Below are 20,530 nucleotides of genomic sequence, written 5' to 3' on the forward strand. Positions count from 1 at the left end.
ACAGCCATCGCACTGCCTACACAATTTCATATGTTAGGAGTAAGACTGCGGCACCCATGCAGATCAATGCGAGCATAAAGAACTTATCCGCAATATCTTCAAAATAAACCTTTTTTGAATTACTTCGAATCGATAGGTATGAAAAGATAGAGCTTGCTAGAAAGATGAGGGTATCTAGGGCTAGGAGGTCATCTACCCAATAGGCAATACCTCGGTTTGTTTGGGTTAGCTTCACAATGCTGATAACGGTCATGCATACCCCAAGCATTGCGCCTGAAGTCGGCAGAATATGACCACTTAGATTGTTGGGGTTACGCATTTACTGGCGAATGTAGCCTGGCAAGGTACCTGACCCAGGGTTTTGGTTGGGCGATGGTGATCCACCGAGTTCTGGCAAGTTGTAGTTTGGTTGGCTTGGCGCCAGCCTTTTTGGGCTTGCATTAATAAAAGTAGGTACTTTGCTATCAAAAGATGCCTTTTGCTCAGCACTCAATAGTTTGTAAAGCGGTTTGGCAGTCTCATCTACCTCTTTTAAGCTGGTGTATCGATTTTTTGCATCTTCAGTAGTTTGACTTAGAAATTTCAGTCCATCAATAGTGGCGGAACTATCGTTATTCAATTTAGCCCTTTCTTTGGCAACATCACTCGCATAAAGTCTCACCTTGATTGCAAAATTACCCCAAGCCTTGCTTTGTTCGGGTGTTAGCTTAAGACTTTCCTCAAGGCGAGACAATCCAATTTCGATTTGCTCATAAGTCAGCAGATGTGAGCCTGGAGTAGGCATTGAGATATGGGTATTTGCCGATGTGCTGGAAGAGTCGGGATTAGAGGCATTGCGCCCGGCACCCCTTCGCATTCCAGGCATTCCTGGGATTCCAGAGCCTTGGGATCCGCCCCATTGAGCAAAAGACTCTTTAATGGGCAAAATTGCTACTAAAACTAGAAAACTCAAGATAATTGAGCGCAATGGCATGATGGCTCGATTCATATTTCTTTCAACTGGATATCCTTAACTCTTCTTAGACAGTAATTTTGGGAAATACTTACTCTAAAAAGAAAATAATTATTTTGTCTTGGTCGTAAGTTTTTTATAGGCGCCCGCGTCTAAGAATTAACAAATAAGGAGAAATAGATGAAAAGAACGATGCAAGGTTTAATGATGGCAAGTATTTTGATGGTGGGAGCGATTGGTATTGCAAGCGCAGCTTTGCCTGAGCCACAGGATCCTCAAGTGGTGGCTAATATGAGCTTTGAGCAACGCCTGCAAATGTCCAAGGATTTGCGAGAGCAATTTAAACAAGCTACTCCAGAAGAGCGCCGTGCATATCGCCAAAAACTTCATGCCAAATTTAAGGCGCTCAGCCCCGAAGAGCGCAAGGCATTGCGCGACAAAATGCACGCTCAGTGGCAGGCACTAAGCCCTGAGCAAAAGAAAGAGCTGCGCGATAACCGCAAAGCCATGATTGCAGCAATGACTCCTGAAGAGCGTCTTGAGATGAAAAAAGAACGTGAAGAGTGGATGAAGACGCACCCTCACGAAAAAGAGCATTGGAATAAGCCAATGAGCAATTAAGGATCAGCTTGACTTTATTTCCTAGTAAGCAACACCGCATCGAACAGGCTTTATTAAAAAGAGCTGTAGCGGGGGATTCCAAGGCGTCAAAAGAAGTCATTCACCTACTGAGTTCCCCCGCATATTCCTTGGCCTGGAAGATGCTTGGCAACAAAGAAGATGCGGAAGATGTCGTACAAGAGGCCTTTATTCGCTTATGGAAAAGTGCCGATTCGTTTGCGGGAAAGTCGGGACTTTTTACGTACTTTTACGCAATCGTGAGCAATCTTTGTTTGGATCGGATCAAAAGTATTAATAAGGGATTCTTCGAGGAGTTTGATGAGATTGAGCATCAACCCATAAAAGAGATTGAGTGGAGTATCGCAGAGGGCGTCAGCCCAGAAAGCATTAAAAAGGCAATGGATGTTTTAAGTAGCAAACAAAGAATGGCGATGTTGATGTGGGCCTATCAAGATATGACGGCAGAAGAAGTTGGTCTGGCAATGGGTATGAATAAGAATAGCGTCGATCAATTGTTATATAGGGCTAAGTTGAAACTCAAGATGGAATTAGAAAAAGGTGAATCTCATGCGAGCGAATGATAAAAAACATTTAAAGAAAGTGTTAGATCAAATCGAAGTGCAAGAGTCATCTACCCATTTTGAAAAACGCATTTATCAAGATTGGCAACGAGCTGTCTCTAAGGGAGATCAACCAACGGATCGATTCTCTGAGGTTTTGGTTCTTGCTAGATTGCATCCTAGGCTTGTCGCATTGATTGCGATAGCAATCATCACTGCTTCCGTGTTATTGGGTCAGCATCTGCTGACATCTCCGGAAGAAGAGTTGCATCGAATTGACGCCTTATCTGAATTAAGCCTCTCAACTATTTAATCTACAGCGTTCTCCCTTGCCCCTTGAACTCAAAGGAGTTTTTGGGGCCTTTTTAACAAAAGGATAATCATGAAAAAGCAACTATTAGCAGCGATACTCACTACCATGGGAATGGTGGGTTTGACTTATTCTCAAAATGCTATGTTTCAGGCAACGCCAGAGCCAACCGTTCGTCAACAAATATCAGAGACACAAAAGCAATTTGCTAATTGCATCAATCAGACCAAGAAGAGTGATGAGGCAAAGGTTGTCAATAATGAGTTATTTGAAATCGTGCCCAAGTCAGATCATAAGATGAATTTATTCACTACTGAAAACAAAATTACGGATGAAGAAGCAAGGGCACTAACGGCCTACTTAGCCTCTACAAATCAATGCCGAGCAATATCTAGTCATTTTCCCGTACCGGAGTTAGCGGGTATCTACCAGAACTTTTATAACCAAGTCGATCTGGTTTATGAGAACTTGTTGTCTAGGAAAATTTCCATAGGCGAGGCAAATAAAGAAAAGTATGAGCTTATGCAGACAGCTCAATCGCAATGGATTAACTATGAATCTACCCACAAGATTAATTGATGCATAAGTAATTGGTAAAGGTATTGAATATGGAAAGATTGGCTAAAACAAAGCAAATTCTTCAAAAGAGTATTGCACTATCAGCGTATATTCGTTTTTTACATCTTATAGATGTTATTGATTCGACAGGTGGATGGAAAAAGCTTGACCCGCTAGAGGAATCATTGCTGAATAAGCTTGTTTTAATGGCGACAAAGCAAGATGAGCCTATATTGGTGAAAGATCTTATATCTATTGCAAGCATAGCCTCTCAGGCAACACTGCATGGAAGAGTTAAGAGCCTTGAGAGGAAAGGGCTGATCAATCTGATAGCTGACCAAGATGACGCTAGGAAAAAGCATGTATATCCAACGCAATTGGCCATGAAGCGTTATGAAATGCTTTCAGATAATTTTGAGAGAGCTCTTGGTTCCGCCGAACAAGCATATGCAAATTGAAGCATTGTCTGAGTTTGGTCTATCGATGTTGTGAAGGAGGTTGGATGCCGATGTATTCAAAGTTATTCTTATTACTAGGGCTATTAGCTTTGTCTGCTTGTGGATCATCTGAAGTAGTGATGACCATGGATTCCTTGCGTCTGATCAACTCTACCGATGGCCCTCAAGAGGCAATGAATTATGCAAACAAAAATTGTAGGTCTGACTTTTATGTTGGAGCAAGTTTTATCTCTAAATCTGGTGATGAATATCGATTCAGATGCGTTAAGACGGATGACTCCGAGGGTTTAGTTCCAGTGCCAGGAGCTGCGGTTGTAAACCATTAATATTTTCTTATGAGATAGATTTTTTGGGGGATGGTTTTGAGGGTAATTAGTGTCAATAGATTAGTGGCTGCTGTATTGGGAGTGCTTTGTATTTTTGCTTCTTTGCCTGTTTTGGCTCAGTGGGGTTCTGGTCCATACCCAATGCATCGTTTTCATGAGAGACATGTGCAAGTTTGGCGGGGAGGTAATTGGTATCACGGCGGATACCAAGGGCGCTTTGGCTGGTATTGGGTAGTGGGCGGCGTTTACTACCCATACCCAAGTCCAATTTATCCTTATCCAGACCCTTATATTCCTGGAGTTGTAGTCGGTGCGCCCCCAGTGGTTTCGATTTCTTCGCCAAAACCAGCAGTTCTTGCTAGTCAACCACTGCCATCAGTTTGGTATTTTTGTGAGGCATCCCAAGGGTATTACCCGTATGTTGCGGAGTGTCCGGCAGGCTGGAAGAGTGTTCCTGCTATCCCACCTAAACAATAGTAAAGAATGAATATGAAGAAATTAATACTTATCAGTGCGGTAATTAGCTTGGTTGCATGTACATCTGCGCCAACGGGGCCAACAATTGCAGTGATGCCCGCGCAAGGAAAGCCTTTTGAGATATTTCAAAAGGAGGATCAGCAATGCCGTCAGTTTGCTAGCGGAAGCGTTGAGGGCACTTCAAATGCCGCTCTAAAAGAAGGTATGACTAGCGCAGCGGTAGCGGCGGCGTTAGGTGCAGCAGCGGGAGCTGTCATTGGGGGAGGGAGTCATCAAGGAGTTGGTACGGGTGCTGGTTTAGGCTTGCTTGGTGGATCTGCAATTGGTGCAAGCAATGCTGCAAATAAACAAAATCAAAGCCAGAGTCAATACAACACGGCATATATTCAATGTATGTATGCCCATGGCAATCAGGTGCCTAGTTATCCCGCGAGATAGTCTAAATTTGCAAAATGCGTGAAATTGCCCAGCTAGGATTAGTTGGGTCTATAACTGTTATAAAGAAGTCTAAATCTAGGAATAAAATGTTTTATATAAATAGGCAATGGATTATTTGTGTTCAGTAAACAGAAGTTCCTATTTTTTATTTTCAGATGGTGCATTAGTTTTTTATGTATTTATAGTGCCGCTAGTGTTTATGCCCAAAATATTTTCGGGCCCCAACCTGCGATACCAATCATCAATAACAGTCAACAACTAGTTGACTTAGATACTCCTCCTCTAATCGTTATTAAATCTCAGCCTGCGATTTTAATTAAAGAGATATCAATAAGTTCAGTTGGCAAAGTATCTGATGGCAAGGATTTGATACATTTTTATCAAGATGCTGCCTTTAGCGATCCCGTTCTGACAGCTGCCCGCTTTAACTACCAAGCTAGTAAAGAGCTCTTTTGGCAAGGCCTCTCTTTACTACTTCCTCAGGCCAGTGCCACCCCTGGCGGTACGCGCTATTACCAACATGGTGTTGGTCAAACCGTAGTGGCAGCAGGCCCAGGCAATTCACGGGTATTTGATCAAAAGAATTACACCGTCACTTTGACTCAGCCCGTATTCAATATAGCCGCACTAGAGGCCTTTAAACAGGGTGACCTCAATACCAAAATTGCGGATATGAATTTTTACCAGGCTCAGCAAGATCTCATTTTGCGGGTCTCGCAGGCCTATTTTGATGCACTGACTAGCCAGGATAACGTTGAGCTCTATCGCAATAAAAAAGGCCTCATTAAGCAGCAATTAGAAGTTGCCCAAGCCAAATTTGATGCTGGCCTAGCTACCATTGTCGATGTCAATACGGCGCAAGCGAGTTATGACTTAGCGAACTCGCAAGAGATCGCTGCGCAAGCTGACTTGGTAGTAAAGTGTGGCGTATTAGAACAACTCGTTGGCCATCCGGTTGGTCAGCTAAGGCCTTTGGTGAAAGATGCCAAGATTGATGGTGTGCTCAAGGATCCTAGGGCGATATCCAAGGATGCCAAAGGCAATGTGATTGCCGAGAGCGTGAACCCACAGCTACCTCCTGGCCAAACCCTAGATGACTGGGTTGGACAAACTGAAGTTGCCAACTTTAAGGTGCTTGCTGGTCAACTCTCGATATCGCTTGCCGAGAGCACCTATCGTGCCGCCCAAGCGCTGAACTATCCCTCACTTAATTTAGTGGGTACAAGTGGATACAACACCTCTAACGGCACGCCTAATAGTTATCAACCTGCACAGACTAGTGTATACAACAACACCCTGAGCTTACAATTAACCATTCCCTTAGTATCTGGTGGCTTTAATAGTTCTGTCATTCGCCAAAATGCCGCTTTAGTTGATGCTGCCAAAGCAAATTATGACAATGCACGCCGTACTGCTGCGCAAAACACCCGCGCGGCCTTCACCGGTTTTTATGGTGGACTCGCTAGCGTAAAGGCGTATGAGGCAGCTGAACGCTCATCCCAATCTGCTCTAGACTCGAGCAAGCTGGGTTTCCAAGTGGGTACTTTAATTAACATTGATGTACTAATAGCACTAGATACCCTGTTTACGACGCGCTCTCAATTGCTGCAATCGCGCTACAGTACGATTTTGAATGCCATCAGATTAAAGGCAAGCGCCTCTACCTTATCGGATGAGGATCTCTTAGCGATTAATTCATTATTGCGTTAAATTGAGCAAATATGACAGTAAAAAACTTGAAGCTTAATATCGTCAAATATTTTGATTTATCTCTCAAGTATTTGAATTTGATGGTTGATCGACTACCCCTAGCTTCTCGGGTCAAATCAACATGGCTACGTCTTTTATGCATTTTTCTTGTTGGTAGCCTTTTTCTGTTGGTTTTGATTAAAGGGGTTCAAGTCACATTTGGCCTTAACAGTCCTGACTTCAGGTTAGCCGCTATTGAAGAAGGGCCCATTGTGGCTACGGTTAGTGCAAGCGGGACATTAAATCCAGTGAAGTCTGTAACTGTTGGTACGCAAGTAACGGGAATGATTAAAGAGCTCGATGTGGACTTTAATTCACCTGTAAAGCAGGGGCAGGTTATCGCTAGAATTGATCCAAGAGAATATCAAGCTCGTTATGACCAAGCTCTTGCTAATTATGAGTTGGCAAAGCGTAATCATGATTACAACCTTAAGTTAGTCGATAAAGGCTTTATTTCTAAATCGGCAGTTGTTCAAACTGAGGGGGCATACAAGGCCGCCTTAGGCGCTTTGAATTTGGCAAAAAAATCTTTGGACGACACAGTAATTCATGCGCCAGTTGATGGGGTAGTTGTAAAGCGTAGCGTAGAGGTGGGCCAAACGGTGGCAGCAAGTTTGCAGGCGCCTGAGTTATTCATCATTGCGCAGAATTTAGCTGAAATGCAGGTTGAGGCATCTATTGATGAATCCGATGTTGGTCGCTTATCGGAAGGAATGGACGCCAGTTTTACGGTAGATTCATTTCCAGGCAGGGTTTTTCAGTCTAAGGTCTTGCAAATTCGCAAAGCGCCTATCACCATTCAAAACGTCGTTACTTATACAGTATTAATTTCTGCGGACAATCCAGATTTAAAATTATTACCCGGCATGACTGCTAATGTTCGCATTATTTTTGATAAGCGAGAAAAGGTTCTTAAGGTTCCAAATGTCGCATTACGATTTAGGATGCCAAGTGCCGATGATTCTCTTGCTGCTAAGTCATCTCAAGCTGGGAATACTACCGGCAGTCCTCGCACCTCAAGAGGCGGGGCCGGGGGATGGGGATCTTCCGGAATACGAAAAGTGTGGCTACTAGATAGAAGTGGCCTGCAGGATAAGCCGATAGAGCTAAAAATTCGGACTGGAATGACCGATGGAAGCTTTACAGAACTTTTGCCAGACGCAGACTCCAAGTTTCCTCTTCAAGTAGGGAATTTAGTTATTACTGGCATTCAATCTCCAGGCTCTAAAGAGGGATCTCCTAAGCGTCAAAACGGCCCCAGGATGTTTTAGATAATTTCGTGCTCATACATACCGAAAATCTTTCAAAAATATATGGCGTAGGTGATCAAGTTGTCCACGCATTAGATTCTGTTTCCATTGATATTGATTCTGGTGATTTTGTAGCTATTGTCGGTGCATCTGGATCTGGAAAATCCACCTTCATGAACATGATTGGCTGTTTAGATCAGCCCAGTAACGGTAGGTATTTTCTAGCTGGCGAAGATGTGGCATCACTTGATCCAGATTCCCTAGCGGATATTCGTAATCGGCGGATCGGATTTGTATTTCAACAATTCAATTTATTGAATCGGACCTCTGCTATTGAAAATACTGCGCTCCCACTTTTATATGCTCGTTCAGGCCCTTTGGCTGGTCTTAGTAAAGAGGAGCGTTTAGACCATGCAAAAAAACGTTTAGAGCAAGTGGGCCTTGGAGATCGACTTGATAATATGCCGAATCAACTTTCAGGCGGTCAACAACAAAGAGTGGCTATTGCGCGTGCATTGGTCAATGATCCGGATTTAATTTTGGCTGATGAACCAACTGGCGCCTTAGATTCCAAAACCACTTCAGAAGTGATGAACTTATTTACGGAGTTGAATAATCAGGGAATGACGGTGATCGTAGTTACCCATGAACCAGATGTTGCGGCTTATGCAAAACGAACCATTACCTTTAAGGACGGCAAGGTTATTGGTATCAAAATAAATCACGCCTAATATGAAGATTGAAATTGCAACTAACTTAGCCATCGCCTTTCAAGCTCTGAAAGTCAATAAGCTACGATCGTCTTTGACTATGCTGGGGATCATTATTGGTGTAGCCGCAGTCATTACGATGATTGCTGTTGGTGGCGGTGCGCAGGCTCGCGTGAAGGCACAAATCTCTAGTCTCGGCTCAAATTTAATGATCATTATTCCAGGATCATTATTGCAATCAGGGGTGCGTCTCGGAACTGGAAATGCGCAAACTCTAACTGAGGATGATGCAAATGCAATTTTGAGAGAAATTCCTGAAGTTGCCTATGCTGCCCCTATTAGTAGGGGCGGTGGTCAAATCATTTCCAGTAGTAATAACTGGGGCACAACTATTTATGGGGTCAATCCTGATTTTTTCGAGGCCAGGGAGTGGCCACTCGCTAGTGGTCGGATGTTTGAATATGCTGAAATTGCAGGTGCTGGGAAGGTTGTGATTCTTGGCCAAACTGTTGCTAATCAGTTATTTGGTAGCGAAGATCCAATTGATCAGCAAGTCAGAATTAAAGGCGTTCCATTTACTGTCATTGGCATTGCAGAAAAAAAGGGACAAAGTATGCAAGGGCAAGATCAAGATGATGGCGTCTTTGTTCCTCTATCAACCGGTAGACGCAGAATTTTTGGTGAGGCAATGGGAAAAATTGCGAGGGTTGGAAGCATTGCTGTTAAGGTTCAAGATGGCAATGATATGAAGGTGACAGAGCAAAAGATTGCTGAACTGTTGAGACAACGTCATCGAACCCAAATAGGAGCAGAGGATGATTTTACGATTAGGAATCTTACGGAAATACTTGAGGCTCAGGAGGCGGCTAGCAAAGTGATGTCAGCATTGTTAGCTGCGGTAGCCTCTGTCAGTCTTTTGGTTGGAGGGATCGGAATCATGAACATCATGTTGGTGTCAGTAACAGAGCGCACTAGGGAAATTGGCTTGAGAATGGCAATTGGTGCAAAGGGCAGGGATATTTTGGAGCAATTTTTAGTGGAGGCGATGACCTTAGCTACTCTTGGAGGATTGGTTGGCATACTGCTTGGATTTTTGGCGTCCGAACTGATTGCAGTATTGGCAGGATGGGCTATACAGTTATCCCTGATCTCTATTATCTTGGCAGTAGGGTTCTCAGCGGCGATTGGTATTTTCTTCGGGTTCTATCCAGCTAAAAAAGCGGCGATGATGCAGCCAATTCAAGCATTGCGTTATGAATAGGTTTATTAGCTTAGTGTCGCTACTAGACAAAGACTTCCAATCCATAATAAGTATTACTTTTAGCAACGCTCAACCACATCAAGAAAAAACACTTTGGAGCAACCAAGTGATAGATGTTTGCTCAATAATTCCGATGGTTTGGAAAACCAAAGAGTGAGCTAGCGTTTATTGTGATCTTGATAATCTAGTCACACAAAAGCTCACACACCGATATTTATGAGACGTAACCTCTTGAAATCTTAATGGTTTTCTTTGGATGTCTGCTCTCATAATCCTTTGGTCCCAGGTTCAAGTCCTGGTGGGCCCACCAGAAAAGCAAGCCCTCATCAGAAATGGTGGGGGTTTTGTCTTTTGAGCGCCACTTTAAGTAAGGCTCAATTCTCTTTTAAGCGAGAACTTTTGCGCGATTTTTCGTAAAAGTGATTAGGCTTAGATTTAACCCAATGAATAAATCGTTGCATTTCAGGATGTTCTTGAAGGGCTAAGGCCGTATTTAATTTCATAGCCAATTCAGTTTCTGTAAATAGCGCATGAATCTGGCGATGGCAGATGCGGTGTAGGTACTCGGTAGTTTTTCCACCCTTAGATTTAGGTATAAGGTGATGAGCATCTTTTTGAGATTCTGGGATGAGGCGATCGCAAATAGGGCACGCAATCTCAAGCTCTTTTGGGCATGGAGATGGCCCAAGTGTTATTAGCTTTCGGCGTATTTTTCCAATCATATAATTTTTTTGAAATATTAATGTGCAATACAAGTTTAGTAAATAAGTCATAAACTTGCATGGTGCCAAAATTCTCTCCAAAAACACTTTCTGAATCTGATATATCCCGCCTGATTGAAATGGCTTGGGAAGACCGCACGCCATTTGATGCAATCGAGAAATTGTTTGGCTTATCCGAGTCACAAGTGATCCTATTAATGCGCCATCAACTCAAGCGAGGCTCTTTTGAGCTATGTCGTAAGCGCGTCACAGGGAGGGCGACTAAGCATGTTGCTCTTCGAAGTAAGCTAGTGGCTCGCGCATATTGCCCAACTCAGTATAAAAATAAATGAATTCTCTTAAAAGGTTGGTCCTGATTCTCGGGGATCAGTTAGATTTAAAAGGGGCAGCCCTTAGAGATTTTGATTTTAAGACCGATGAAGTGGTCATGATCGAGTCAATTCCAGAGGCTCAGTATGTTTGGTCCCATAAGGCAAAGATTGCTTTATTTTTATCGGCCATGCGTCACTTTGCGAAAAGCCTGAAAGAGCTTAATTACCCGCTTGAATACATTCAGGCCTCACCTCTATCAATAGTCGCAGCTTTAAAGGAAAAGATAGCCCAAGAGAGAATTACACACTTGATCTGTGTTGAGCCGGGTGAATGGCGTTTAAAGCAGCAGCTAGAAGAACTAGCAAAGGAATTATCGATTGGGCTTGAGATGCGTGAAGACGATCATTTTTATTGCTCACATCAAGAGTTTATTCAATGGACAGCTGGCAAGAAAGAGCTAAGGCTAGAGTACTTTTACCGCTTGATGCGTAAGACACACAATATTTTGGTGGATTCAGAAGGAAACCCTGAGGGTGGGCAATGGAATTTTGATCAAGATAATCGCAAGCCCTATCCTAAAAAGGGTCCCGGCATGATTGAGGCTCCAGTTTTATTTGAGCCAGATTTAGTTACCAAAGAGGTTCTTGAGTTTGTGAACGCTACCTATTCCGATCATCCTGGATCGCTAGATGATTTTTGGTGGCCGGTTACCCGTGAGCAAGCCTTAGAGGCCTTGGAGTATTTTGTGGAATACCGCCTCAGAAATTTTGGGATATTTCAGGATGCAATGTGGACTGATACCCCGCTTGGTTGGCATTCGATTCTTTCGAGCTCACTGAACCTAAAGTTACTCAACCCACGTGAAGTGATTAATGCTGTTTTGCAGGCATGGAAAAAATACTCCTTAGATCTTTCCACGGTTGAGGGATTTATTCGGCAAATATTAGGTTGGCGTGAGTTTGTCAGGGGCATGTATTACCTTGATATGCCTCGGATGGCTAAAGATAATTACTATGGCCACCAAAGATCTTTGCCAAAATGGTATTGGACAGGGAAAACCGATATGGCTTGCATGAAAGATGCCATTGGTCAAACATTACGATATGGCTATGCCCATCATATTCAGCGCTTGATGGTTACTGGCAACTTTGCTTTGTTGTCGGAGATACTGCCATCAGAAGTATGTGATTGGTATTTGGCCATTTATGTTGATGCGATTGAGTGGGTAGAGCTTCCTAATACCGCTGGCATGGCTCTATTCGCAAATGGTGGGCGCTTCACTAGTAAGCCCTATATTGCCAGTGGTGCTTATATAAAGCGCATGAGTAATTATTGCGACTCCTGCAAGTACAAGCCAGATGTTCGCTTTGGAGATGCCGCTTGTCCCATTACCACTTTGTATTGGAATTTTTTAATTAAACATCGCAGTCAGTTTGAGTCAAGCCCACGTGCAAGGCTGATGACAGCAAACCTTAAAAGAATTAGTGATGAAGACCAGAAGTCGATCGTGGAGCATGCCGATCAACTCTTGAATAATCTGAACAATCTATAGGGTTGGAGATGAGCACTTCTTTTAAGGGTAATAAAAGTTTTCTACCAAGAAAAATTTGTGTTGTCTGTAAAAAAGAAATGACGTGGAGAAAGTCGTGGGCCAAAAACTGGGAATCGGTAAAATATTGCTCAGATGCTTGCAGGAAAAAAGCGCCTACAGTGTAGATATAAATGGCTACTAGCTTTCTTCTAAGATATTGTTTCGCTCGAGCAAGAGTCAAAACGAAAGAAAAAAATCCTAGTACCGCAGTTGAAATTTCAACGCGGATTTTATTGTCTGAAAATGAATATCAACCGTAGACTCAATATTCTTTCCATACCCTCCTGCCATTGAGAGGGCTAAAGGTATTTGATGTCCTATTGCATATTGAAAGACTGTTTCATCCCGTCTTTGTATCCCATTTTTAGTCAGTTTTAATCTTCCTAGCCGATCATGTTCATGAGGATCTGCGCCTGCTAAATAAATAATGAAATCTACTGAAAAGCGCGCCTTGAGTTTTTCAAGAGAATCTTCAAGTGCATTCAGATAAGTTTGATCATCACAACCATCAGGCAAATCAACGTCTAGGTCGCTTTGCTCCTTAGTGAAGGGAAAGTTATTTTGACCATGAATTGATAAAGTAAAAATAGAAGAATCATTTTTTAAAATAGAGGCTGTCCCATTGCCCTGGTGAACATCTAAATCAATCACTGCAATTTGAAGTTTGGGATTAATTTCTTTTTGTAAGGCCCTAGCAGCAATTACAGAATCATTAAAAACGCAGAAACCACTTCCTTGATCTCGATAAGCGTGGTGTGTGCCACCAGCTAGATTGGCTGCGATGCCCTCTTTAAAGGCTGTTTTGGCTGCGGCGACGGTAGCGCCGGAAGATCGACGCGAACGCTCAACCATTTGTTCGCTCCAAGGAAAACCTATTTCTCTTTGTTCCCCGGGACTTAGATTGCCCTGAAGTACTTTAATCAAATAACCTGGATCGTGGGCATATAGAATTTGTGTATCAGTTGCACTAGGCGCCTCAAGGAGTTCAATTTCTGGAACTGTAGCGACAAGATCATGCAAACGAGAGTACTTTTCCATTGGAAAGCGATGCCCAGAAGGCAATGGTAAGACAAAATGATCGGTATAAAACGCCTTCACTCTACAACTGCAAATTGCTCTAGCGTTTGAAGGGGGACAGTTTTAAGGGCGCTAATGTGGGTACTCTCCAACTTAATTTGAGGCGCACAATCGGCTTCATGTGCTTCAGCCCAACGGTTAATGCATAAGCACCATTGATCGCCTGGTAGTAGGCCAGGAAAGGCAAATTCGGGTCTTGGGGTAATAAGGTCATTGCCTTTTTCTAGGCTAAATTGCAAAAACTCCTTTGTAACAATTGCGCAGACCAGATGTCTGCCCAGATCGTTATCATCTGTTTTGCAGCAACCATCCCGAAAGAATCCAGTTAAGGGATCAAAAGAGCAGGGGACGAGAGGCTGCCCTAAAACATTGAGATCAACTTCTTTAGGCATCTGGTTTTTATTTGATTGGTTGGATTTAAAAGAAGTTTATTTTAGATGTTATTTGAATCCAAGAGCGCTCTCTAGAAATGTTGGGTTTTTGGGGTCTTTGAAAGCGATTGCTTTTTGGTTTTTGTCAGAATTAAAAGGTAATTCCTATAGAATTAATTGGGCAATCAATAACTTTGTTAAATAAGCTTCAATTTTTAGAAAAGCATAATGAATATAGACTCCCCTGATAAACAACGCGTAGCGGTAGTAACGGGTGGCGCGCGAGGAATTGGGCTTGCAATTGGTGAATGGTTTTTACGCCATCAGTACAGGGTTGTTCTCTTAGATATTGATGGCGCTACGCTTGACGCAACTGTTGAACGGATCGGCCAAGCAAATCAGGTTTTGGGTATTCATTGTGATGTTTCCAATCCAGAGCAAGTAAGTCGTGCAGCTGATGAAGTAATTTCCAAGTTTGGGCATGTTGATGCTTTGGTAAATAACGCTGGAGTGGCTGTATTTAAACCTATCCTGGAGACTTCCTATGAGGAATGGCGCACGGTACTAGGAACCAATTTAGATGGTGCATTTTTATGTTCCCAGAAATTTGGTAGTTTGATTGTCAAAAATGGTGGGGGTGCAATCGTCAATATCGCCTCCATCTCTGGCCTTAGGGCGAGCACTTTACGGGTGGCTTATGGCACAAGCAAAGCCGCTTTAATTCAGTTAACTAAGCAATACGCCGTAGAGCTAGGTAATGTGAATGTCCGAGTGAATGTGATTGCGCCAGGGCCAGTAGATACCGAAATGGCTAAGCTTGTGCATAGCGTTGCAATACGCTCGGATTATTACGATGCTATTCCTTTGGGCCGTTATGGCACCCCCGAGGAAATGGCCAATACAGTTGGCTTCCTATGTAGCGATGCCGCTACATTTATTAATGGCCAAGTCATTGCTGTAGATGGTGGTTTTGAAGCATCTGGCGTTGGATTGCCTACCTTACGTCGTAATATGGCAGCCCCCGGTGGAGATTAGCCTGCTGGTTTTCCCTTGATTTTTCCTGTTTAATTAAAATCTGACCGTATATTAAGAGTATTGCCAAATGAGTATTTGGCGGTGCTAAAAGTGTATTAAAAATAATCCAATGGAGACAAGATGACATTTACAAGACGTGACTTTATGAAGCATGCTGGTATTGCAGCATTACCTTTAGTGGCTGGCAATGCCTTTGCACAAAGCGCAGAGTTTAATTTAAAGTTTGGCAGTAATTTGCCTGCTACGCATCCATTAAATATTCATGCATATAAGATGGCGTCCAAAATTAAAGTGGAGACAAAAGGGCGCGTTGATATTCAAGTATTTCCTTACAATCAATTGGGAAATGATACGGATATGCTGTCTCAATTGCGCTCTGGTGCGTTGGACTTTATGACTTTGTCACCATTGATTTTGGGCTCGCTGGTGCCGCAAGCACAAATTAATGGCGTAGGTTTTGCATTTAAAGATTACAAGCAGGTATGGGCTGCAATGGATGGCGAGTTGGGTGCCTATGTACGTCGTCAAATCGCTGCGACTGGCACTATCTTTGCATTCGATAAGATCTGGGACAACGGCTATCGCGAAGTCACTAATAGTGTGCGCCCAATCAATAAGCCAGAGGATTTAAAGGGGATTAAGTTGCGCACCCCTCCTGGCCCAATGTGGGTCTCTTTATTTAAAGCTTTAGGCGCATCTCCAACACCATTAAATTTCGCTGAAGTTTATTCAGCGCTTCAATCTAAAGTAGTCGATGGCCAAGAGAACCCTTTAGCTATTATTTATACTGCCAAGCTATACGAAGTGCAAAAATATTGTTCGCTGACAAACCACATGTGGGATGGTTATTGGTTCATGGGTAATAAAAAATTATTTGAGCAGTTGCCCCCAGACTTGCAAGCCATCGTGACTCGTAATGTTGCGGAATCCGCTGTGCTTCAAAGAGCTGATGTACGTAAGATGAATGATGGCCTACAGGCAGAATTGCAGGCAAAGGGTATGGCAATTAACCCCACTAACGCAGACCCATTCCGTGAAAAATTAAGACAGGCTGGTTTTTATTCGGAATGGAAAGCGAAATTCGGGGACGAAGCATGGTCTTTGCTTGAGAAATACACGGGCAAGCTTGCGTGAGTTTAGTTGGTGTTATCTCGGGTGTGGAAGCAGTTGTTGCCAAGGTAGTTGAGTGGCTCGCTGCTTCTCTTGTGCTGGCTTGTATTGGGATTTTATTTTCTGGAGTGGTGGGGCGATATTTACTGAATGCTCCATTAGTTTGGTCTGATGAATTAGCCTCCATTTTATTTCTATGGCTCGCAATGATGGGTTCTGTCATTGCCTTAAAGCGTGGCGAGCATATGCGCATGACGGCATGTATCAGCAGATTAAGCGCGAGCAAAAGAGCATATCTAGAGGCTTTTGGTATTGCGGCCTGTTTTTTCTATCTCGTCATCATCCTACGTCCTGCATTTCACTTTGCCCTTGAAGAGATTATTGTTACCACGCCTTCGCTTGAGATCTCAAATGCTTGGCGCGCTGCGGCTATTCCGGTAGGCATTATTCTGATGATGTTCTTCTGTTTGTTTCGGCTAGGTAGAATTGCAAGCTTAAAAGTAGTTGCCTTCAGCGTACTGTTGTTTCTGTTGGGATTCGGCATTTTGCATTACTTCTCGCCTTGGTTTGCCAATCTTGGCAAATACAATTTATTAATATTTTTTGTTGGGGTGGCAGGTTTTAGTATTTTGGCGGGAGTGCCAATTGCTTTTGCATTTGGTCTGGGCACAGTCGCTTATTTGGGTTTGAGTACCCACATGCCTATCTCCGTAGTCATTGGCCGTATGGATGAGGCCATGTCACACATGGTCTTGTTAGCGGTCCCCTTATTTGTATTTCTTGGTCTCTTGATGGAGATGACTGGTATGGCTAAGGCAATGATTGCCTTTTTAGCTTCTTTGCTTGGCCATGTGCGCGGCGGCCTTTCTTATGTGTTGGTTGGTGCCATGTATTTGGTGTCGGGCATATCTGGATCTAAGGCAGCCGATATGGCTGCAATCGCACCAGCCTTGTTTCCCGAGATGAAGCGCAATACGCCGCCCGGCGAGTTAGTTGCATTATTGGCGGCTACTGGGGCGCAAACTGAAACTATCCCTCCTAGTCTGGTATTAATTACGATTGGATCCGTAACAGGGGTTTCAATTGCCGCACTCTTTACAGGCGGCATGCTACCTGCATTTATTTTAGGGCTCATTTTGTGTTTATTGGTTTGGTGGCGCAATCGTCATGTCCAGATTGAAAATGTTGCGCGTCCAAAGATTTTGGCAGTGTCTAAGCTTTTCTTGATAGCCCTTCCAGCACTGGCTTTGCCATTTGTCATACGTGCTGCGGTGGTGGAGGGTGTAGCTACAGCTACCGAGGTCTCTACGATCGGGATCGTATATGGATTGATTTGTGGAATTGTGGTTTACCGAAAATTTGATGTGAAGCGCATCCTACCGATGTTGATCGATACCGCTTCTTTATCAGGAGCCATTTTATTGATCATTGGCGCCGCTACCGGAATGGCTTGGGGATTGACCCAGTCTGGGTTCTCTCAAGTGGTAACGCAAATCATGGCCGACCTTAATGGTGGTCCAAACTTATTTTTGCTTATTTCAATTTTGGCGTTTGTGGTCCTGGGCTCAGTTCTAGAGGGCATTCCTGCAATCGTTCTATTTGGCCCCCTCTTATTTCCAGTGGCGCGTCAGCTAGGTATTAATGAAGTGCACTATGCAATGGTTGTCATTCTATCTATGGGCATCGGTCTGTTTGCACCACCTTTAGGGGTTGGTTATTACGCTGCATGTGCGATTGGCAAAGTAAATCCTGATGAAGGCGTCAAACCAATCATGGGCTACTTGTTTGCATTACTGATTGGAATTTTGGTAATTGCCTTTGTGCCTTGGTTATCCACTGGATTTTTATCTTGAGTTTGGTAATTGAATTTTTGGGATTTAGTCCTAAGGCCTTCAAGTTCTTGGAAGAGTTAACGAGTAACCAAAATAGAGTGTGGTTTTCAGAACATCGTTCTGAATATGAAGACTTTGTGCGCGAACCAATGAAACACTTTACTGATGCGCTCTCAGAAAATTTAACCAAGAAAGATGTTCCTTTGTGGGGCGACCCCAAAAGATCACTTTTTAGAATCAATCGAGATGCTCGGTTTTCAAAGGCAAAACACCCTTACAACATGCATGCCAGTGGTTTATTTACCAGAACAGGTGATAAGCATTCTCCCGGAGTTTTATATTTTCGTTTAGATCCTTTGGGGAGTAGATGCGCAGCAGGTTACATGCAACCTGAAGCCCATATTCTAAAAAAGCTAAGGCAAGGAATTCTGGACAATCCAAAAGCTTGGCTATCACTTGAGAAGTCTTTGAAGCGCAAAGGTTACGATCTTGATTACACACATACTTTGGCCCGTATTCCTAGAGGGTTCGCTGATGTGCCAAAAGAAATTGAATCGGCTATCAAGCTCAAGGGTTGGATTATTAGAAAGCAGTTGCCCCGATCGATTGTTTGCTCAAAAGACTTAATTAAACAGGTCTCAAGCTTTGCTACAGACATGCTGCCACTACTGAGTTTTGGTTGGCATGCCTTAGCCAAATTTTCTGATTAGACTATTAAGGGTCTAATTTTTTAGGAGTCCTAGATGTTATTAGTTACCTCAATCATTGCTTCTCTATTAACTATCATCTTTGTAAAACTTTCCTTTGCCGTCATTGGCCTAAGAAGAAAGAATAAGGTTGGATTGGGAAGTGGCGGTCATGAAGATCTTGAGAGAGCCATTCGTACCCAAGGTAACTTTGCTGAATATGTGCCATTTGGGATCATCCTGGTTGCCTGTCTTGAGTTAAATGGTGCTCCTTGGTGCTTGGTTGCTATTCCCGGTATCGCGTTGATCATTGGGCGCTTGATTCATGCCAAAGGAATGAATATTCCGCCACCGGATTTCAGTCAGCGTGTTTTAGGGATGAAGTTTACTTTTGGAACGCTGACTGCATTAATTGCATTGAACTTGGGTTGGTCTTTGTACCGATTGCTTGGCTAGAGTAATAAATCTCCTAGACCCACTCGAAAACCAAACCCTCAGCAGAAATGGTGGGTGTATGTCATTTGATCTACATCAATTTCATGTTAAATTCCAGAATTAGTCCTTTGAGCAGATTTAGTATTTTTTAAATCACCGCCCTAGTACTCCAGATGTATCAATCCTTAGGGGTGTTAAATGAAGCTTAGTAAATTGAAACGCTCAATCGTTGGCCTGTCTCTAGCAATCTTTCTAGTGACTTCAACCACCTCAATTGCTCAAACTGCTCCACAAACAGCCTCTGTTGAAAAGAAACCAAACATCGTTTACTTCCTGGTTGACAACACGGGGTGGGGATCGTTTGGTGTTTATGGTGGAACAGTGCCAACTCCAAATATTGATAAGTTAGCAAGTCAAGGCATTCGCTTTAATAACTACAACGTTGAAGTTCAGTGCACCCCATCGCGCTCTGCCATCATGACGGGGCGTCATCCAGTTCGATCGGGAACGTATACAGTACCTTGGCCTGGTCAAGGTAAAGCTGGAATGGCTCCATGGGAATACACCATAGCCAAACTCTTTTCGGATTCGGGCTATGCTACTGCCCTATATGGCAAGTGGCACTTAGGTAATACGCAAGGCCGTATGCCTAATGACCAGGGTTTTGATGAATGGTGGGGCACTCCCGATACATGGGATGAGTCTGGCTATACACAGTGGCCGCTATTTAAAGAGAGTGGAGTTCCTGTTCCAATGCTCTGGGAAGGCAAAAAGGGTCAGCAATCCAAGGCAGTAATGCCACTAGATCTAAAAGTACGACCTATTGTTGATGGCAAATACATTATTCCGAAAACTGTTGATTTCATTAAACGTAATGCCTCAGATAACAAGCCATTCTTTGTTTATGTAGGTTACTCGGAAATGCATCCGCCGGTAATGTCCAATCCAAACTTTGCGGGCAAGTCGACTGAACGCGGGGGAGTAAATGCTGATGTTATTGCTGAAATGGATTATCGCGTGGGGCAGGTGATGCAAGCGGTTAAGGACGCGGGTATTGAGGACAACACTATCTTTGTCTTCAGTAGCGACAATGCAACTGGTGGCGCAGAACCTCAGATTGGAGGGAGTACTAATGGGCCGTGGCGTGGTGATTTCTTCAACGTACCGTTCGAGGGGAGTATGCGTGTTCCTGCGATGATTCGTTGGCCAGGTCATGTACCTTCGGGTGTTGTTACTCAAGAAATATTTGCGGCGGTCGACTGGATGCCTACTTTAGCGGGAATGATTGGCGCCTCAAATTTAGTGCCAAAAGATCGGCCTATCGACGGCATTAATGCAGCCCCGTTTATGTTGGGCAAGAGCAATACAACTGGCCGCGATCTTTATCCATTCTTTGGTATCGATGGTGAGTTAATGTCAATTAAGTGGAAAACATACAAGAACATCTTCCGTTATGCAGACTCACCAGCCTCTGTTGGAAAGCCTTATGTGAAACCTCAGATTCCAATGATTTATGACCTGAGTAGCGATCCGCATGAAGATAACAATCTGATGTATACGGATCTGACCTTGGGTTGGGTTTATGCTCCGAGCTTTAAATGGATTGAGGGTTATGAACAAAGTGTGAAGAAATACCCCAATATCAAAGTAGGCGAAGATTTCAAGGGCTATTCGAATAAATAAGCAGTT

At 43.4% G+C, this 20,530-nt stretch carries 26 protein-coding genes; 21 read left to right on the forward strand and 5 right to left on the reverse strand.

From position 1 onward, the window contains the following. Window positions 1-16: 16 nt before the first annotated feature. Entirely contained in the window at window positions 17-253 is a 237-nt protein-coding gene (locus ICN49_RS08185) for a hypothetical protein (protein WP_216167403.1), read from the reverse strand. Window positions 254-319: 66 nt separating this feature from the next. Then, the gene (locus ICN49_RS08190) at window positions 320-988 is read right to left on the reverse strand and encodes a Spy/CpxP family protein refolding chaperone (RefSeq protein ID WP_216167405.1); all 669 of its coding nucleotides are present in this window, start codon (window positions 986-988) and stop codon (window positions 320-322) included. Between the two features lie 144 nt (window positions 989-1,132). On the opposite strand from ICN49_RS08190, the gene ICN49_RS08195 reads away from it, so the two are divergent. The 12 genes from ICN49_RS08195 to ICN49_RS08250 all read left to right on the forward strand — a co-directional run bounded on the left by ICN49_RS08195 (window position 1,133) and on the right by ICN49_RS08250 (window position 9,670). Next, window positions 1,133-1,573 carry a DUF3106 domain-containing protein gene (locus ICN49_RS08195; protein ID WP_216167407.1) on the forward strand — a complete coding sequence of 147 codons (441 nt, stop codon included), beginning with the start codon at window positions 1,133-1,135 and terminating at the stop codon, window positions 1,571-1,573. Between the two features lie 8 nt (window positions 1,574-1,581). Further along, window positions 1,582-2,154: an RNA polymerase sigma factor gene (locus tag ICN49_RS08200; RefSeq protein ID WP_215318733.1), complete on the forward strand. Its 573-nt coding sequence runs from the start codon at window positions 1,582-1,584 to the stop codon at window positions 2,152-2,154. Then, a complete protein-coding gene (locus ICN49_RS08205; protein ID WP_216167409.1) occupies window positions 2,141-2,446 on the forward strand; it encodes a hypothetical protein in 306 nt (101 codons plus the stop codon). Before ICN49_RS08200 ends, ICN49_RS08205 begins: the two co-directional genes overlap by 14 nt. A gap of 69 nt (window positions 2,447-2,515) precedes the next feature. Then, entirely contained in the window at window positions 2,516-3,022 is a 507-nt protein-coding gene (locus ICN49_RS08210) for a hypothetical protein (RefSeq protein ID WP_216167411.1), read from the forward strand. Between the two features lie 29 nt (window positions 3,023-3,051). Next, window positions 3,052-3,459, forward strand: a complete 408-nt coding sequence (locus ICN49_RS08215) for a winged helix DNA-binding protein (RefSeq protein WP_071465156.1) — start codon at window positions 3,052-3,054, stop codon at window positions 3,457-3,459. 44 nt (window positions 3,460-3,503) lie between these two features. After that, window positions 3,504-3,785: a hypothetical protein gene (locus ICN49_RS08220; protein WP_255535471.1), complete on the forward strand. Its 282-nt coding sequence runs from the start codon at window positions 3,504-3,506 to the stop codon at window positions 3,783-3,785. 36 nt (window positions 3,786-3,821) lie between these two features. Beyond that, window positions 3,822-4,262, forward strand: coding sequence for a hypothetical protein (locus tag ICN49_RS08225; protein WP_255535472.1), 441 nt, complete (start codon window positions 3,822-3,824; stop codon window positions 4,260-4,262). A gap of 12 nt (window positions 4,263-4,274) precedes the next feature. Further along, a complete protein-coding gene (locus ICN49_RS08230; protein WP_083393462.1) occupies window positions 4,275-4,700 on the forward strand; it encodes a hypothetical protein in 426 nt (141 codons plus the stop codon). 366 nt (window positions 4,701-5,066) lie between these two features. After that, window positions 5,067-6,410 (forward strand): TolC family protein, encoded by a 1,344-nt coding sequence (locus tag ICN49_RS08235; protein WP_255535473.1) that lies wholly within the window; start codon window positions 5,067-5,069, stop codon window positions 6,408-6,410. Between the two features lie 11 nt (window positions 6,411-6,421). Further along, window positions 6,422-7,720 (forward strand): efflux RND transporter periplasmic adaptor subunit, encoded by a 1,299-nt coding sequence (locus ICN49_RS08240; protein WP_083393464.1) that lies wholly within the window; start codon window positions 6,422-6,424, stop codon window positions 7,718-7,720. 8 nt (window positions 7,721-7,728) lie between these two features. Then, on the forward strand, window positions 7,729-8,430 hold the full coding sequence (locus ICN49_RS08245) for an ABC transporter ATP-binding protein (RefSeq protein WP_071465158.1): 702 nt from the start codon (window positions 7,729-7,731) through the stop codon (window positions 8,428-8,430). A 1-nt stretch (window position 8,431) separates the two neighbouring features. Beyond that, window positions 8,432-9,670 carry an ABC transporter permease gene (locus ICN49_RS08250; protein ID WP_071465159.1) on the forward strand — a complete coding sequence of 413 codons (1,239 nt, stop codon included), beginning with the start codon at window positions 8,432-8,434 and terminating at the stop codon, window positions 9,668-9,670. A 374-nt stretch (window positions 9,671-10,044) separates the two neighbouring features. Here the strand turns inward: ICN49_RS08250 and ICN49_RS08255 are convergent, their stop codons facing one another. Next, window positions 10,045-10,392, reverse strand: coding sequence for an HNH endonuclease (locus ICN49_RS08255; protein ID WP_216167413.1), 348 nt, complete (start codon window positions 10,390-10,392; stop codon window positions 10,045-10,047). A 59-nt stretch (window positions 10,393-10,451) separates the two neighbouring features. Between ICN49_RS08255 and ICN49_RS08260 the strand changes: the two genes are divergently transcribed. Genes ICN49_RS08260 through ICN49_RS08270 form a run of 3 tightly spaced genes read left to right on the forward strand, consistent with a single transcriptional unit; the run spans window position 10,452 to window position 12,420 of the window. After that, a complete protein-coding gene (locus ICN49_RS08260) occupies window positions 10,452-10,724 on the forward strand; it encodes a TIGR03643 family protein (protein ID WP_216167415.1) in 273 nt (90 codons plus the stop codon). After that, window positions 10,721-12,256, forward strand: coding sequence for a cryptochrome/photolyase family protein (locus ICN49_RS08265; RefSeq protein WP_216167417.1), 1,536 nt, complete (start codon window positions 10,721-10,723; stop codon window positions 12,254-12,256). The genes ICN49_RS08260 and ICN49_RS08265 overlap by 4 nt, the downstream gene beginning before the upstream one ends. Window positions 12,257-12,264: 8 nt before the next feature. After that, window positions 12,265-12,420, forward strand: coding sequence for a DUF2256 domain-containing protein (locus tag ICN49_RS08270; protein WP_216167419.1), 156 nt, complete (start codon window positions 12,265-12,267; stop codon window positions 12,418-12,420). A 73-nt stretch (window positions 12,421-12,493) separates the two neighbouring features. On the opposite strand, the gene ICN49_RS08275 is transcribed toward ICN49_RS08270, so the two are convergent. After that, entirely contained in the window at window positions 12,494-13,393 is a 900-nt protein-coding gene (locus ICN49_RS08275; RefSeq protein WP_216167421.1) for a histone deacetylase family protein, read from the reverse strand. Continuing rightward, a complete protein-coding gene (locus ICN49_RS08280; protein WP_216167423.1) occupies window positions 13,390-13,764 on the reverse strand; it encodes a DUF2237 family protein in 375 nt (124 codons plus the stop codon). Before ICN49_RS08280 ends, ICN49_RS08275 begins: the two co-directional genes overlap by 4 nt. A gap of 207 nt (window positions 13,765-13,971) precedes the next feature. On the opposite strand from ICN49_RS08280, the gene ICN49_RS08285 reads away from it, so the two are divergent. The 6 genes from ICN49_RS08285 to ICN49_RS08310 all read left to right on the forward strand — a co-directional run bounded on the left by ICN49_RS08285 (window position 13,972) and on the right by ICN49_RS08310 (window position 20,524). After that, window positions 13,972-14,778, forward strand: coding sequence for an SDR family NAD(P)-dependent oxidoreductase (locus ICN49_RS08285; RefSeq protein WP_216167425.1), 807 nt, complete (start codon window positions 13,972-13,974; stop codon window positions 14,776-14,778). 120 nt (window positions 14,779-14,898) lie between these two features. After that, window positions 14,899-15,912, forward strand: a complete 1,014-nt coding sequence (locus ICN49_RS08290; RefSeq protein ID WP_216167427.1) for a TRAP transporter substrate-binding protein — start codon at window positions 14,899-14,901, stop codon at window positions 15,910-15,912. Further along, on the forward strand, window positions 15,909-17,741 hold the full coding sequence (locus tag ICN49_RS08295) for a TRAP transporter large permease (protein WP_369411522.1): 1,833 nt from the start codon (window positions 15,909-15,911) through the stop codon (window positions 17,739-17,741). The genes ICN49_RS08290 and ICN49_RS08295 overlap by 4 nt, the downstream gene beginning before the upstream one ends. Continuing rightward, window positions 17,738-18,430 (forward strand): DUF2461 domain-containing protein, encoded by a 693-nt coding sequence (locus tag ICN49_RS08300; protein ID WP_216167429.1) that lies wholly within the window; start codon window positions 17,738-17,740, stop codon window positions 18,428-18,430. Before ICN49_RS08295 ends, ICN49_RS08300 begins: the two co-directional genes overlap by 4 nt. A gap of 33 nt (window positions 18,431-18,463) precedes the next feature. Continuing rightward, window positions 18,464-18,862 (forward strand): MAPEG family protein, encoded by a 399-nt coding sequence (locus ICN49_RS08305; protein WP_216167431.1) that lies wholly within the window; start codon window positions 18,464-18,466, stop codon window positions 18,860-18,862. Between the two features lie 177 nt (window positions 18,863-19,039). Continuing rightward, complete coding sequence (locus ICN49_RS08310; RefSeq protein WP_216167433.1) at window positions 19,040-20,524, forward strand: arylsulfatase; 1,485 nt, start codon at window positions 19,040-19,042, stop codon at window positions 20,522-20,524. Window positions 20,525-20,530: the final 6 nt, after the last annotated feature.

Origin of the sequence: Polynucleobacter finlandensis (assembly GCF_018881755.1) — a bacterium.
Classification (GTDB): Bacteria; Pseudomonadota; Gammaproteobacteria; order Burkholderiales; family Burkholderiaceae; genus Polynucleobacter; species Polynucleobacter finlandensis.